General features: G+C 62.3%; 12 protein-coding genes and 3 pseudogenes. 5 read left to right on the top strand and 10 right to left on the bottom strand.

What is annotated here, in order from left to right; all coding sequences use genetic code 11:
- Positions 1–54: 54 nt before the first annotated feature.
- The 8 genes and pseudogenes from AB433_RS19150 to AB433_RS20915 all read right to left on the bottom strand — a co-directional run bounded on the left by AB433_RS19150 (position 55) and on the right by AB433_RS20915 (position 9,069).
- On the bottom strand, positions 55–954 hold the full coding sequence (locus AB433_RS19150; protein WP_047824580.1) for an ArdC family protein: 900 nt from the start codon (positions 952–954) through the stop codon (positions 55–57).
- 82 nt (positions 955–1,036) lie between these two features.
- Complete coding sequence (locus AB433_RS19155) at positions 1,037–3,091, bottom strand: ParB/RepB/Spo0J family partition protein (RefSeq protein WP_053059306.1); 2,055 nt, start codon at positions 3,089–3,091, stop codon at positions 1,037–1,039.
- A 175-nt stretch (positions 3,092–3,266) separates the two neighbouring features.
- Positions 3,267–3,641, bottom strand: coding sequence for a DUF5615 family PIN-like protein (locus tag AB433_RS19160; RefSeq protein WP_053059307.1), 375 nt, complete (start codon positions 3,639–3,641; stop codon positions 3,267–3,269).
- Positions 3,638–4,219, bottom strand: coding sequence for a DUF433 domain-containing protein (locus tag AB433_RS19165; protein ID WP_047824584.1), 582 nt, complete (start codon positions 4,217–4,219; stop codon positions 3,638–3,640). Before AB433_RS19165 ends, AB433_RS19160 begins: the two co-directional genes overlap by 4 nt.
- 113 nt (positions 4,220–4,332) lie before the next feature.
- Positions 4,333–6,261, bottom strand: a complete 1,929-nt coding sequence (locus AB433_RS21690) for a strawberry notch C-terminal domain-containing protein (protein WP_342670066.1) — start codon at positions 6,259–6,261, stop codon at positions 4,333–4,335.
- A 239-nt stretch (positions 6,262–6,500) separates the two neighbouring features.
- Positions 6,501–7,611, bottom strand: a pseudogene (locus AB433_RS21695) (strawberry notch family protein).
- Positions 7,542–8,321: a hypothetical protein gene (locus AB433_RS21700; protein ID WP_342670065.1), complete on the bottom strand. Its 780-nt coding sequence runs from the start codon at positions 8,319–8,321 to the stop codon at positions 7,542–7,544. Before AB433_RS21700 ends, AB433_RS21695 begins: the two are co-directional and overlap by 70 nt.
- A 277-nt stretch (positions 8,322–8,598) precedes the next feature.
- Positions 8,599–9,069: a toprim domain-containing protein gene (locus AB433_RS20915; RefSeq protein ID WP_425389127.1), complete on the bottom strand. Its 471-nt coding sequence runs from the start codon at positions 9,067–9,069 to the stop codon at positions 8,599–8,601.
- Between the two features lie 492 nt (positions 9,070–9,561).
- Here AB433_RS20915 and AB433_RS19180 point away from each other — a divergent pair.
- The 5 genes and pseudogenes from AB433_RS19180 (at position 9,562) to AB433_RS19190 (ending at position 13,337) form a co-directional block, all read left to right on the top strand.
- A pseudogene (locus AB433_RS19180) lies at positions 9,562–10,747 on the top strand (AAA family ATPase).
- Between the two features lie 68 nt (positions 10,748–10,815).
- The gene (locus AB433_RS21475; RefSeq protein ID WP_245626772.1) at positions 10,816–11,202 is read left to right on the top strand and encodes a hypothetical protein; all 387 of its coding nucleotides are present in this window, start codon (positions 10,816–10,818) and stop codon (positions 11,200–11,202) included.
- Complete coding sequence (locus AB433_RS21480) at positions 11,103–11,684, top strand: ParB/RepB/Spo0J family partition protein (protein ID WP_245626773.1); 582 nt, start codon at positions 11,103–11,105, stop codon at positions 11,682–11,684. The genes AB433_RS21475 and AB433_RS21480 overlap by 100 nt, the downstream gene beginning before the upstream one ends.
- Positions 11,666–11,881, top strand: coding sequence for a hypothetical protein (locus AB433_RS21485; protein ID WP_245626774.1), 216 nt, complete (start codon positions 11,666–11,668; stop codon positions 11,879–11,881). The genes AB433_RS21480 and AB433_RS21485 overlap by 19 nt, the downstream gene beginning before the upstream one ends.
- 61 nt (positions 11,882–11,942) lie before the next feature.
- The gene (locus tag AB433_RS19190) at positions 11,943–13,337 is read left to right on the top strand and encodes a replication initiator protein A (RefSeq protein WP_082135090.1); all 1,395 of its coding nucleotides are present in this window, start codon (positions 11,943–11,945) and stop codon (positions 13,335–13,337) included.
- A gap of 837 nt (positions 13,338–14,174) precedes the next feature.
- Here the strand turns inward: AB433_RS19190 and AB433_RS21110 are convergent.
- A complete protein-coding gene (locus tag AB433_RS21110) occupies positions 14,175–14,411 on the bottom strand; it encodes a hypothetical protein (RefSeq protein ID WP_156170936.1) in 237 nt (78 codons plus the stop codon).
- A gap of 60 nt (positions 14,412–14,471) precedes the next feature.
- Positions 14,472–14,680, bottom strand: a pseudogene (locus AB433_RS21115) (hypothetical protein); the annotation flags it as partial.

The raw sequence follows: 14,680 nt of genomic DNA on the forward strand, positions 1-14,680 counted from the left end.
TTCCCGCTCGCCGTGCGAGCGCGGTTGAAGAGATTGGCGATGTGCTCTCAGCGATCAGGCCGCCTTGCGTTCAGGGTCCGCAAGCGCGGGATCGAACTGGCGCAGCCACTGGACCGCCTGCTCGGCCTTGGCCGCGGCATGGAGGATGGCGGTCTTGTCACCGCGCATGATATTGAGCCAGTGATCGATGTAGGAAGCGTGGCTGTCGTGCAGCTCGTTCGGCAGGCCGTATTCAGCGCAAAGGATCGACTGCGCCAGGCTCGCCACAACTTCCTCGAAAGCATAGGCCTGATCACCGAAGCGCTTGCCGAACTGGCGATTGAGCCGTTTGGCATGGCCTGAGGCGTGAGATAGCTCATGGCAACGGGTCGAAAAGTACGCCTCGATTGAATGGAACGCCTGTGGCTGCGGCAGCGTCACCGTGTCTGTCGAAGGCGTGTAATGCGCGCTGCTGCCGCCATGGACGACCCGGATCGGAATCGCATCGAGGAAGTCACGCACGCCGGCCGACAGTTCGCCGATGGCTTTGGGGTCCGGTGGCTCCGGGTAGTAGTGCGCCGGCAAGCCATCGATCTGGCTGGCATTGAACACGTGGTTCCATTTCATGAACCGGATGGTCTTTTCAGTGGTCTCGCCGGTCTGCCGGTCGGTGTCGGTCTTGTGGGCGGTACTGTAGAAGACGCTGTAGGAACCGGACTCGCCCTTGCGGACCTGCCCGCCAAGTTCGGCAGCTTGCCTATACGTCATCCAGTAGGGACTGGCGTAGCCGCAGGCCTCGGCCACCGCCCAAAGGAAAAACGTGTTGATCCCCGTGTAGGGAATCCCGTTGTGTCGCATCGGGCGAGTGCTGGTCGCCGACCAGGGCTTGAGCCACGGCGCGGTGCCTGCAGCGATCTTCTCGAGGATGAGGTCAGTGATGACCTGCGCAACGTCAGGTCGTGGCTTACGGGTCATGGGTATACTCCCGTGTTGTTGGGGCGCAAGCCATCCTCGCCCGGCACCTTGGCCAGGCGGGGATAGCAAAGCATTCGGATAATCAGGCGTCGACCGTTTCGCGGACCTCATCGGCGGCATCTGTGACGTCCGGTTCGGGCGCTTCGTTCGGAGATTCACCTTCGCCTTCGTCGGGCTGCGCCTCCCCTGCCCCGGTGTCACCCAGCACCCGGAACCGCATCGCCTCAGGCACCCAGGCCAGCGCTGCCTGCTTGACCTCGGGCGCGACGATGGTCTCACCGGCGAACAGCTTCTTGCAGGATGCGGATAGGTCGCCCTTCTTGGCGCCCATGAAGATTGCCGCCATGGTCGGTCCGCCCACTTCGGTGACGTGCGCGAGCAGTGTCTGCTTGCTCACCCGGTCGAAGTAGTTGGCCGAGGTGGGCCGCCAGTGATTGGCGACGTTGATCTCCATCAGCGATGCCAGATGATCGTGGAGTTCGATCGGTTCGGGACCGGACTGGCCGGGTTTGCGCGCCACGCCCATGCTCGCTTCGAGCGTACGGGCAACGCACCAGGCCAGCCATGCGGCCTTGGCTTCGTCATCGAGCGCGCTGAACGCGGTGAACCTCTCGACCGTGCGCTCATGTTCGGTCCAGGCGGTATCGAGCGTCTCACGCATGTCGGCCATCAGCGTGTGCGCCGGAGACTCCGGATAGCTGGCAAGGTAGAGCGAGGGCGATGGCGCGCGGATCGTGGTGCCGAGCGCCTGTGCGCCGTAGGTGAGCCCGGCATCGGCAATCGCGAAGATCATGTAATCGAGCGCGATCGCCGGGTTGGCTGCGAGGTTGACCGAGAGGATGTCGCGGCGCTGCACGGCGAGCTCCTCGACCAGCTTCTGCGAAAGCGGTTTGGGCGCCGATCCGGCATCGCCGCCTCCGTCAGGCGCACTACCCTCGCCACTGGCGTCGCTGCCACGCGCCTTGCGCTTCTCGAGCGGCTTGTCGCTGTAGAGGCCGTGGGCAATGGCCGGCTCGCCGTTCTCGCGCACGATGACGAAGCAGCCGAGGTTAGCCTTCATCTCCTCGGGGATCACCGGGGGTTTGTCGTGAAGGGCGTCGTACGCTTCGGTCGCTGCTTCCCAGCGTGACTGGAAGTCTGCAGCCGCAGTCTCGTCGTCTTCATCAAGGCCGTCGCTTTCGGCTTCGAGGGCGGAGATCGTCTCGAGTAGGCGGTCGGCCTCGGCCTGTTCCTTGTCGGTAAGCGGGGCGGGTTCGAGATGGACCTGGTGCAGGTCTTCGGTTGCCGCATAGGGCACTCGGCTTTCAAGAACCGGGCGCACCCAGGCATAGCCCGAAGTCTCGGCGACCTCTGTTGCAAAAGCCTGGAGTTTCTCGCCGGCGATGCGCTGGGCGATTTCGGCGTCGATCCAGGTCTCGTTCGAGTCCTCGGTGAAGAGATCGCGCTCGATCCGGCCACCCGCAGCGAGGTATTCTGCTTCACCGGCGAGCCTTGCCATCGGCGAGGACGAGCGCACAGCGCTGTGGGTGATCATGCGCCGGATCGAATCGGGCTGGTTGCCCTGCCAGGAATCGGCCAGTTCGTTCCACACCATCATCTGGCGTTCGTGATTGGGCGTGGTCGCGTAGGCCTTGGCAACATCGAGCGTGATCTGGCCTTCCTCGAGTGCGGCGAAGATCGGATCGGCGAGATCAGCCAGGCGCAGGCGACCCTCGATGAACCGTCGCGTGCGGCCGAACCGCTTGGCGATCGCGTCGAGGTCGCTGCCCTCGTTGACGAAGTGCTTGTAAGCGCGGATCTCGTCGGTCGGGGTCATGTCGAGGCGGATGACGTTCTCGATCAGCGAAAGTTCGGACTGCTCGGCGCTGTCGGTGTCGATGACCTTGCAAGGCACTTCGTGGGTCTTGGCCACCTTGCCCGCCTCAAGCAATGCATTGAGCGCGCGCAGCCGCCGGCCGCCGGCGGTGACGTCGAAGAACCCGCGCCTTTTGGCGGGCACCACGATCAGGTTCTGCAGGAGGCCCTTGGCCTCGATATTGGCGGCAAGCTCCTCGATGAAGAGGTTGCTGTCGTTCTTGCGGACATTGGCCTCGGACAAGCGCAGCTTGCTGAGCGGGATCATCTGGATATCGTTCACGGGAGGGCTCCTCATGGCCGGAATGGATCGAGCCGAACGGCTCAACCCCTCCAACCCCCCTCCCCTTTCGACACTTCAGGAACGAAAGGGACGCCCGGTTGGCAGCAACGCGGGCGGTGCAGGTCATATTGAGGTTGTGCGGTGGATAGCCCCCGATAGCGAAGTCGTCACATCGTCAGGGAAGTTCGAAAAGCCGAAAGGTCCCGTCCAGGGAGACCTCAAGGACATGATTGACCATCACATCCGACGGGACCCCGCATTCTGTGAGGTATCCAAGGGCTTCCTGCAAAAGGCGAAGGGCATCATCTCGGCGAGCGCTAGGCAGGATGATAAGACCAGGGTGTATCTCCTCGCGTGCCACCAGCTTGCGGAAATCGATGGCGTTCTCGGTGACGATGACCCGATCTTCGGCAAGGCAGCGGGAAAGGACAACGTGATCAGGCTCGCCGAGGCGGCCCATGTCTCTTGGATGAATTGCACTATGCTCGCCCGTTTCAGTGAGAACGCGGGCGAGCAGTGGAGACAGGCACTCGTCGATAAAAAGGTTCAAGCCGCTTTCGCCCAGGGCCGCCCGCCCGGCCGCCCCACCAGCGGATGGGTCCGGGCATAAAGCGCGGCAGTCTCAATTGCCTCGCGGCTCAGGTGTGGATTGTCATCGAGAATATCCTCGACACTATCACCACCTTCGAGCCTGCCAAGAACCGAATAGACTGTCATGCGCGTGCCGCGCAGCACCGGAGTGCCGCCCATGATTTCTGGGTCGGTGACAATGTGGTCTTCGCGCGCCTTGCTGTAGCGCTCGGCACGTTCGGCGAGATCGGAACCGACGAGCGCGGGAATATCGACGACGACCGCAGGCGCGATTTCGAGCGGCTCGCTCGTCATGCTCGCCACCGGACGTTCGGAGAGCCTGCGAACAAGATCGCGCTTTGTGGCAAGCGAAAGCGTTACCGGCAGACGCGTGACGATCGCCGCGTAGGGCACAGCGTGGAGCGGCAGCATGCGCCGCCGCCCGCGCGCCTTGGCGCGAATCCCGGCAAGGACACGCTCTTCGATCGCCTTGTCGACAGACCGCACGGATACATCGGCAAGAGCCGCCACTTCCCGGGAAGAAAACTGGCCAGTCATTTAATTACTCCCTAGCTAGGGGATAGATATACGCAATTGGCGAATTTTTCAAGGCGCAAGGATGCAGGACTCTGCTTTGGTCCCGACCATTTCAGCAGGGTGTACCCACCGGCTTAGCCAACGACAGCCTCCAGCACCGCCTCCGCCTTCTCCATCGGCACGAACACCCGTGTCTTGTAGGCGATGATCTCGGTGAAGCAGCCCATGGCCTTGAGCCCTGCGATCCTTCCGGGTTCGACATCGGCAATCTCGATCCGCCGCGCGCCGTTGACCCGTGAGGTGCGGATGGTGAAATTCTTCGGGTGCGGCGCTTTCCATGTGCCGCCGCCAAGTATGGCCTGGACGATCTTGCCGGGATCGACCTGGGCCTTGCGAGAAACCCCAAGCCGCTCGAGCGTGGCATCGACGAACAGGTCGTGGACGTGGCGACCGAGCCATGAGGCGCCGGTCTGGTCGACAATGCGATTGACCGTTAGGTCTTCCTTGGGGAGCGCGCCCCAGATCGGCAGCAGCAGACCGGTTGCGAGATAGACTGTCTCGGTGACCAGCTGGTTCTCGTCGGCGGCGTACTCTGCCTGCCAGCGCGCCTCGAAGTCGTCGCGGGCAATATCCTCCCACGCGGATTCGGCGAGCCGTTCGGCGAGGATATACTCGCTGCGCAAGGGGCGGACGAGTTCGAACCGGCGGATGTAGTTGCCTTCCTCGTCCATGTGCGAGGGCGCAGGAATGCACAGCGCGACCTTGTCCGAGCGGGAGTTGTGCAGGAACCGCGGATTGTCTTGATGCGCCGCCATCGCCATGACGCGTTCGAGCGAGGTGAGCTTGCGGCGCTGGGTGAGCGAGAGTTCAAGCAGGTGCGAAGTCGCCCCGGTCACCGGATCGGTACGGATCACCGTGTCGGACAGGACTTCGCAGGTCTCCACTGCAATGGTCTCGACCCCGATGTCGAAGGTGCCAGCTTCGCGGGCGGTGGCGACCCGGGTTTCGACGAGCGTGAGGAACTCGTCGAAGATCGCATTCTGCACCGCGATCTTCATCGCGAGGATGCGGTTGAGCCAGCGCTGGATCGGCGGCAGGTTTTCGCTGAGCACACCGTCGCGGTCGGTCAGTTCGAGCCCGCTGATCGTCTCGAACTCCTGCAAGCTGGTGCTTTTGAGCTTGCCGGTGGCAAGCAGGCAATACCAGTCGTGCAACGCGTGCTTGGCGTAGATGCTCTCAAGATTGTCGGAAGCATCGAACATGCCCTGACCGCCGGTCTGGCGCTGACCGCGTGTCAGTGCGCCCAGCGCATCGAGGCGGCGAGCGATGGTGCTGGTGAACCGCGCCTCGCCCTTGCAGTCGGTGGTGACCGGGCGGAACAGTGGCGGGCAGGCCTGATGAGTGCGATGCGTGCGCCCGAGGCCCTGGATTGCCCGGTCGGCGCGCCACCCCGGTTCAAGCAGGAAGTGGACACGGCGCTGCTGGTTCTTGACGTCGAGACTGGCATGGTAACTGCGCCCGGTGCCGCCAGCGTCGGAGAATACGAGGATGCGCTTGGCTCCGGTCATGAACGCGCTGGTCTCGGCAAGGTTGGTGCGCGGCGAGCGGCTTTCGAGGCGCTGCTGACCCGAGCCATCGCGCACCAGGCGCTTGGACCGCCCCGTCACTTCGGCCACCGCCGTGACGCCATAGTGCTCAAGCAAGGCATCGAGCGCAGTCGGGATCGGCGGCATGGCGCAGATATATTCGAGCAGCTCGTCACGTTTTGCCTCGGCCTCGGGGTTGATAACGGGGTTGCCGGCGTCGTCATACATCGGGCGTGAGCGAACATCGCCGAGTTCGTCGACGTATTCCTCCATCTGGCGGGTTGGGAATGCGCGGCCAAGGTAGTCGACGACGTATTCCTTGCAGTCGGTTGTTATGTCGAGCGTCTCGCGCTCCGGTTCGAGCTCGTTCAGCCGCCGGTTGAGGATCGATTCCGCCGTGCTGACCAGCTGCACGACCACGCTTTCATCCTGTGCCAGATGCTCGTCTATCGCGGGATAGATCGATGGCAGCTTCATCGAAAGCAGCACCTGGCTGAAGAAGCGCTGCTTGGTGCCCTCGAACCGGCTGCGCGCCGCGGCCTTGGCACCGCTGTTCAAGGTGCGATCTTCAAGGCCATCGACAATCCCGGTCAGTTCGAGCGCGGCTTTGAGGTTCTGGTGGATGATGGTCCAGGCTTGCGAATAGGTGTCGTAGATCTCGATCTGCTCGGGTGTGAGTTCGTGGCGCAGGATGTCGTATTCGATGCCGGCAAAGCTCAGTGCCCGGGCGAGGTATAGCCTGATGCCTTGAGATCGCGCGCCACCAGTTCCATCGCGGCAATGCCGCCGTCGCGGATCTCGCTGATGAACTGCTCGCGCGTAGCAAAGGCTGTGCCCGGCCCCCACAGTCCGAGCCGCACCGCATAGGCGAGATTGTTGACGTCCGAGGCCCCGGTCGCCGAAGCATAGAGCACGCGGGCGCGCGGCAGAGTGTTCTGCAGCAGCACCCCGGCGATGCCCTGGAGCGAGCCTTCCTTCTGGCCCAGCGCCCCTTCCCCACCGGCAACACCGCCCATTTCATGGGCCTCGTCGAAAACGATCACGCCCTCGAAGTCAGCGCCTGCCCAGCGCACGATCTGGTCGAGCCGCGTGTCTTCGACGCGCGATGATCGCAATGTGCCGTAGGCACGAACAGGATGCCCTCGGCGCGGTGATTTCCTCGCCGATCTTCCAGCGCGCAATGTCGAGAATGTCTGCGGGCAGCCCGCCGATCGCCGACCAGTCGCGCTGCGCGTCCTCGAGCAGCGGTGCATTCTTCGATATCCAGATATGGCGGCGATTGCCCCTGAGCCATTGGTCGAGGATGCAAGCCGCCGCTTGCCTCCCCTTCCCCGCCCCGGTGCCATCACCGAGAAAGAAGCCGGTGCGATAGAGCTGTCCGTCGGGATCTTCCTTCAGAGCAACCTCTCCGGCGGGATGGCTGAACCGACCCTGCAGATCGCGAGACCAAGCCTCGCCTGCATAGATGACGGTTTCGAGCTGGGCGGCCGAAAGCAGGCGCGCGGTGACCGTACGTTCGGGCAGGTGCGGCACATAGCGGGGCATTGGCGCGGCGATCGAAGCCATGGCGGCAGATTCGACGAGGTGGGTCGGGTGTTCGCCTGCTTCGGGAAGCACGATCCGAGAGGGCCGGTAATCTGCATAGACCCCGCGTTGTTCGCCCATCGGCGCCGGGTCTCCCAGCACCTCGTAGGAGACCGGCCTGACTTCGTTGGTCTGGGCAGCGCGGATGACGACGGGGCGCGCCGGTCCAGCCTTCACTGAACGGAAAAACCCGAGTTTGGCCGCACGGGGAACGGCCGACTGCTGCGCTTCGCGCAGTGGCATGCGTGGGGCACCGTAGCAATAGCCGCGAGCAACTCGCCCGCTGACTGGCGGTTGATCGTCGAGACCGCGCCATCGCCCGCCACCTTGTCGATCACCAGCATTCGCACCGCGATGCCAGTGCCGTGCTTGGCGTAGCCGCCCTTGTCGAGGCGAAGCGAAAGCGCGACGCGCGCGCCTTGCAGCGAATGGCAGAATGCATCGCCACCTCGCACGGTTGGCGCGAACCAGTCGGGCATGATCGCCACGATCCGGCCGCCGGGCGCAGGAAATCGAGCGCGGAACGCAAATGCCGGGCCGCCGTATTGGGATCTTCGCCTCGCGATTGCGAGACCGAGAACGGCGGGTTCATGAGAATAACGCTCGGTCGTTGCGCACCAGCAAGAAGCGCGGTCAGCTTCGGCGCCATCGTGACGGGTAACGGGTACGCCCGGGAACAGGCCTTCGAGCAGCTCGGCTCGGGTCGGTTCCAATTCATTGAGCAAGAGCCGGTCGACATGGGGCTGTGCTAGCATCGCCAGGATACCGGTTCCCGCGCTCGGTTCGAGCAGGACATCGTCGGGTGTCAGGCGTGCGAGGTGAACCGCGAGCATGGCCAGCGCGGGCGGGGTCGAAAACTGCTGGAAAGCGATCTGGCTCTCGCTGCGCACGGTATGGGTCGGAAGCTCGCGTGACAGGGCCTCGACGCGCGGATAGATGCAGCCGCGTCGCAACCTCGGATCAGTTCGGGCACGGCTCTCACCACTGCCGCTTCAAGCGCCTCGAAACTGTCGCGCTGCTGCCAGAATCCGGCGGCATCGGAGCCGCCGCAGGCTTCGGTCATCGCTTCGCTGAGCGCCGCGCGATCGATGGGAATGGCCAACAACAGTTTGGCGGCAAGCGTACGGGCGGCGGAAAGGATGGCAATCGGCGCGCGAGATCGTGACGGTCATGGAGCGGGTCCCCTCAAGGCAATGGGCCGGACTGGCCCATCCCCTCCGCCCCCCTCCCTCACCGCTTCAGGAGATCGGCCCAGTCGTTCGCGCCGCGCGGAGGCCAACGGGTCTCGATGGCAAGGCCAGACCGGGAGTAGGCAGCAAGGGCGCGGTTCGCCGCGCGATGCCCTTCCGCATCGTTGTCGGCGAGCAGGATCAGCCGTACAACGGTTCGCGGAATGGTCAGCTGGTGAAACCGCTTGGCGCCCATGCTGGCCCAGGCCTTGATGCCGACAAGATCGGTGAAGGCTGCTGCGGTCTCGAACCCTTCGCACAGGCCAAGAACGCTCTCAGGTGTGCCGTTGGTCCATGCAGCCCCGATGGCGCGGCCAAGGCAGAGTTTGGCAGTGCTGGCCCCGGTTCGTGGATCGAGGAATATCCGCTGGATCGCGGCAAGATTGCCATCGCGGCGCATCCCGACCAGCAGCGCCGGTTCGAATCGAGCCAGGGCTCCCTGCCCTCTCGGACACCGTGGATGGAAACGCAGGTCCTGGAGTACGCCGGCCGATGCCACGAACCTGGCGGACATAGTATTCGGCCAGCGAACCCTCGATGGGACGACCCTCGCGCCAGATTTTGAGGAAGGCGTTTCGCGGACCTTGCAGGCGCTCGCTCGATCTTGGCCGGATCGAAATGCGGTATGCGTGTGATTCGGCCGATGGCCCGCAACACGTCCGAGCGGTCGCAACCTGCATGGCAGGTAACGAGAATTGCGCGATCACCCTGCCGGATCGACAGCGAGGGCGTCCTGTCGGCATGGGCCGGGCAAAGACACATGGCGGTGTTCCCGGACCAGGTGCCGCCGAGTCGGCTAACCAGGGCTTTCAGCTCGGATGTGGGTCTGTTGCAAGCGAGGGTCATGCAATCGAAGCACGATCCCCCTCCCCTCACCCCGCTTCAGGATCGAATCCCGGCTGGACTGAATGAGATTATGGTTATAGGAGAAAGAAAACGTTCAAGTCTATTTGCTGGGATCAAAATGCATTCAGAAGTCGAGCGCATAGCAGAAATGGCGCAAACTGGCGAACGCATGATCGAAAGACTGCGACGCCAAGCATTCCTGCCCGAATCGCGCAAGGAGCTTACCGTTCGATTCGGGATCGCAGAAGCCGCGAGCCTGCTTGGCTGTTCAACGAATCGTATCCGCATGGCTGAAGACGATGGGCGACTGCCTCCTCCCCCGCCAACAGAGAATGGACGGCGCCCCGGATACGGGATCAATGATCTGCTTAACATGCGCGAAGTTCTGGGCGCATCTCCCGGCGCGCGCTCCGCTCGATAACCCGGCAATTATTGCTGTACAGAATTTCAAGGGCGGTGTCGGCAAATCCACTGTGACGACCCACCTTGCGCATTATTTCGCGGTCCAGGGATATCGCGTCCTCGTGGTTGATTGCGACAGCCAGGCGACGACAACGACCTTGTTCGGCTTCAATCCGCATTTCAATATCACGCGAGAGCAGACGCTCTATCCATACCTCTCAATCGATCCTACCCAGACCGACCTTCTCTATGCCGTGCAGAAGACGCCCTGGCCCAACGTTGATCTGATCCCGTCCAATCTCGAACTCTTCGACGTTGAGTATGAGCTGGCCGCATCGGTGCCGATGGTGGCAGTGTGCTAGCCTCTCGCTTCCGCAAGTTGAAACAGGGCTTGCAGGACCTTGCCAGGGATTACGATGTCGTGATCCTCGACCCGCCTCCGGCACTTGGAACTATTTCGCTCGCGGTAATGCAGGCGGCCAATTCACTGATCGTGCCGCTGGCAGCCACGACGCCAGATTTCTGCTCGACCGTGCAGTTCCTTTCGATGATGGATCAGGTGACCGGGCAACTGGCGGAAGCGGGAATCGTTGTCGATTACGATTTCGTCCGGCTTGTGTTCGAAGTTCGACAGCAACGATCCGAGCCACGCGATGGTAAGGCGATCATGGAGCAGACCTTCGGCCCTGCCCTGCCCGTTCCAATACTCGAAAGCGCGGAAATCAGCCATGCCGCATTGCGCATGATGACGGTTTACGAACTGGAGCGTCCGATCGGCACGGCACGAACGCACAAGCGCTGCAAAGGCAATCTCGATGAAGCTCTCGCCAGGTCGAAGTTCTCGTGCGTAAAGGCTGGGTGTTGCCTCACCTGCCAGCGAGCAGGAGGTGATCAATGCATAAGTCTATATCTGTTCCATGCCGCAATGTTCTTTGTTCGTTGCAGTGGCACTCGGCGAAGGAGCGATCTGATGGCGAAAAAGCAAAGCGACTACCTCGCCAGTCTTCTGGCTGAGGACGAGGCGGAAGCGGAAGCGCCAAAGAGCGACACCCAGGATGCAGCGATCCCCTTTCCCTCTCGCGGTGAGCCGACGCGCGCCAGTGCGCGTGCAGGCCTTTCGCTCCTTGGACGTGAGAATGCGCTGTCGCGGGTTGCAACCGGCGAAGTCCGGCAAGTCACACAACTGCTTTTGGATCCGGCGCGTGTGCGGGTCTGGGCTGGAAATGCGCGAATTCAAGCAAAGCTCACTGAGGACAATTGCCGCGATCTCATCGATTCGATCGTAGCAGAAGGTGGGCAGAAGGTTCCCGTGTTGTTCGCCACATCAAGGACGATCCGGCCCACGACTATGAGCTGATCGCAGGAACCCGGCGCCACTTCGCCATCTCCTGGCTGCGGGCACATTCGTACCCGGACATGAGGTTGCTCGCGCAGGTTGCCGAACTCGACGATGAGGCAGCATTCCGCCTCGCCGATATCGAGAACAGGGCCCGCAAGGACATCTCGGACATCGAGAGGGCGCGGAACTACGCTGCAGCACTCGAATTGCATTATGGCGGCAAGGCCGTCCGCATGGCTGAGCGGCTCAAGCTCTCAAAAGGCTGGCTTTCGAAGATGTTGAAGGCAGCCACGATCTCTGACGATGTGCTCGTTGCATTTGCCAACCTGCACGAGCTGACGCTCAATCCTGCTTACAAGCTGGCCACCGCGCTCGCGCGCGCGACCGCCATCCTCAAAGAAGCCAAAGCGATCGCTGGCGAAAACCAGGCACTAGACAGCGGCACCCTCCCCTCCCCGGCGCAGCAACCTTGCGTCGGCTCATGGCTGCAAATGCCGTGAAGGCTCCAGCACCGGTCGATTTGCGGATGGAGATTGCCGGTCCACACGGTAGGCCTGTCGTGGCCGTCAAGGCGGTTAACCGACAGGGGATCACCCTGCACCTGCCGATGGCAAGCGGTGCAAGCGACGATGCTGTCGCCGAGGCGGTTCTGAAGGTTCTGGAAGGCCTTCGAGAGAACGGGATCTCGGTGAAATAGTGGACGGCGCGGCTGCATTGGTCGGCGCAAGTGCCCGGAAGTTTCCTCGAGGAAACTTCTCGTGAGTCGCGCCCGCAAGCAAGCTGTAGGCGAGCAGTTCGATTTGTTTCTGCCGTATATCGCCGATCTCAACTTCCGCGATCAGCGGGAGATGATGGAGCGACCGTTCTTCAGCCTGGCAAAGTCGAAGCGCATCAAGCCAATTGACTATAACAGCCCGGATGGGAAGCTGTGGGTCCATGTCAGCGCCAATCCTGACTATGGCATGGCCACGATTTGGGATGCGGACATCCTGATTTATTGCGCAAGCATGCTCGCCGACATGGCTAGGCGAGGGCAGAACGACATTCCTCGCAAGCTCCATATCATGCCCTATGACTTGCTTCGGGCTATCGGGCGGCCAACGACTGGGCGAGCGTATGAGCTACTTGGCCAGGCCCTCGACAGGCTCGTATCGACGACAATCAAGACCAACATCCGCGCGGAGAATCGTCGCGAGGCAACGTTCAGCTGGCTCGATGGCTGGACGCAGCTGGTCGACGAGCGCACTGAACGTTCCAAAGGCATGACGCTTGAGCTCTCAAACTGGTTCTATGAAGGCGTGCTCATGAAGGGCGGAGTGCTGGCAATCGACCGTGCCTATTTCAGCATCAGTGGTGGGCGTGAGCGATGGCTTTACAAGGTGGCGCGCAAACATGCCGGCGGGGCAGGGGAGGGCGGCTTTGCCATCACCATGCCAGTACTGTTCGAAAAGAGCGGTGCCGAGGGGCCTACCTCGTCGTTCAAGTTCGAGCTCCTGAAGCTTGCCGAGAAAAACGCGCTGCCAGGCTATGAATTGGTGGTCGAACAGTCAGCAAAGAGAGAACCACTCCTCCGGATGCTCCGTAACAACGCGAAAGGCGAAGGGTTGACGGTATCTGCCGAAGACATCGCCGACGGTCGATCCGCGTTCGAACAGCTCGCAGGCAATGCTAAAGCAGGGGAGGGCGCGACAACCGAACTGGTCGAGAAAGTTTCCTCAAGGAAACTTCCCGAGCCGGTGAAGCCTCCAAGAGATGAGGAAGAGGTTCTGGTCGACGCTCGCTCGTTGATCAAAAGCACCGTCACCGGGCTCTCCGACGCCGCCACACGTGGCTTCATGACGGATGATACGATTGAGCTCCTCCGCCGCGAATGTCCGGGCTGGGACCTCTATAATCTTCATGCCGAGTTCGAAGCCTGGGTGAACGCTTCAGCCGAGCGAAGCCCGGTCAATTGGCAAAAAGCCTTCATAGGCTGGGTGAAGCGACATCACGAAAAACCGGCACGAATTGCGCGGCTGAGGCCCTCGAGGCCGCCGAGCGGAGCCAACGTAGCAGTGCCGATTGCCCCGGCAAACCGGTCAAATTTCAGGTCAGCGCCAGTCCGCGTTCCCGAAGTGTCGTGTCGAGACAACCTGGCACCAAACCCGAAGTAGACCATTCAGCTCCCACGCGCCCAATTGAATCACTTTGTGACGACCTCCGGCAAAACTGATTCAAAAACTCGTGCAAGCCTGAGGCATTGCGTAGCCTTTCGACACTTCAGGAACACAAAGCAGTCTGTCAACGACACTCCGGGAACCGATAACCGACACATCAGGAACAGCACTCCCGACACAACGGGAACGGATTGTCGATACAACAGGAACGGCTCGATGTGCCCGACTCGTGGATTTCCGGGCCAAACGCGCCAATTCTGGGCCATCTAACTTTCTAACAATACCATTTAACCCTCTAACCCATAGGAGAAGTTCAATTTCATTGAATTGATCAGGGGAAGGGCGGGATCGGCTAGGACGTAATCACGAAGCATATAAACTGCCTACCGCGTGCGCTCGAGCAGCCTGTCAATCTCATCCATTGCCGCATCGAACTCGGCAAGCAGCGGGAGGGCAGGGCGCCCGACCGCTCGCTGCTCATCTGGATAGCTCTCTCATGTTCGCCAGTGGCTACCAGCAGGACCTTGCCCCTGACCGTCTCGACCCGGGCCATCCCCGCATCGACCAGCGCATCGCGAACGGCATAGGTGCTCGCCGTGTAATCCCGAATGCCACGCCCATCTGTTCGAGCCCGAGCGGAGCAAACCCGCAAGTAGCATCCAGACCTGCGGAGCACGCGCCGACGAACGCAAATGGCCAAGACTGTGGTGCATGCGCATCGCCCTGCGCGCAGTTTCGGCCAGCTCGATCAGCCCTGAACACTTGCTGCCAGCCTCTCGGCCATGACGATCCGCCGCGAGCAGGGCCCCAGCACCGGCCTGAGTGCTTCGGCGGTCACCGCACCGGGGCAGGGGAGGGGACCCGCCAGGCGCCACAGGAGGCCAGCAGGCGGCCCTGGAGCGCATCGAGGGCCCACAGTGGCGTGCGAATGCCTGCGCGCTCGATCGCGACGTCACGGCCCAGCAGTGGGAGCACAGCGGCACCGCGTTCAATGGGCGCGAACAGCGCCGATTGCCGCAGGCGCCGGTTAAGCTGTTCGAGCGCCGCGAACGGCAAGGACGGCAGAGACAAAGGGGAGGGGGCCTTCCCCGATCAGCCCGCGTGCAGCCTCAAGCGCCTTGGTGGGAAGCCCTACAGCGCTGTTATCGCTGCCATCGGCAGTGAACCTCGCGCGGCCGATATAGTTCGGGCTGCCGCGCTCAGCAGCTCCCAGGGATGATGGCCCAGTTCGGTAAGCAGGGCGCGGACGATGGTGTGCGCGGGCAGGGGTGAGGGGGTCTCCAGCGGGGCACGCTCGAGTCCAGCGAACCAGTGATCGAAGCGCATTTCGGCATCGGTGA

Source organism: Croceicoccus naphthovorans (assembly GCF_001028705.1).
GTDB classification, from domain to species: domain Bacteria; phylum Pseudomonadota; class Alphaproteobacteria; order Sphingomonadales; family Sphingomonadaceae; genus Croceicoccus; species Croceicoccus naphthovorans.

Excerpts from the sequence above, each read along its gene's own strand:
- AB433_RS19165 (WP_047824584.1), bottom strand. The coding sequence starts at position 4,219 with ATGACTGGCCAGTTTTCTTCCCGGGAAGTGGCGGCTCTTGCCGATGTA.
- AB433_RS21475 (WP_245626772.1), top strand. The coding sequence starts at position 10,816 with ATGGCGAAAAAGCAAAGCGACTACCTCGCCAGTCTTCTGGCTGAGGAC.
- AB433_RS21690 (WP_342670066.1), bottom strand. The coding sequence starts at position 6,261 with ATGAAGCTGCCATCGATCTATCCCGCGATAGACGAGCATCTGGCACAG.
- AB433_RS21485 (WP_245626774.1), top strand. The coding sequence starts at position 11,666 with ATGGCTGCAAATGCCGTGAAGGCTCCAGCACCGGTCGATTTGCGGATG.
- AB433_RS19150 (WP_047824580.1), bottom strand. The coding sequence starts at position 954 with ATGACCCGTAAGCCACGACCTGACGTTGCGCAGGTCATCACTGACCTC.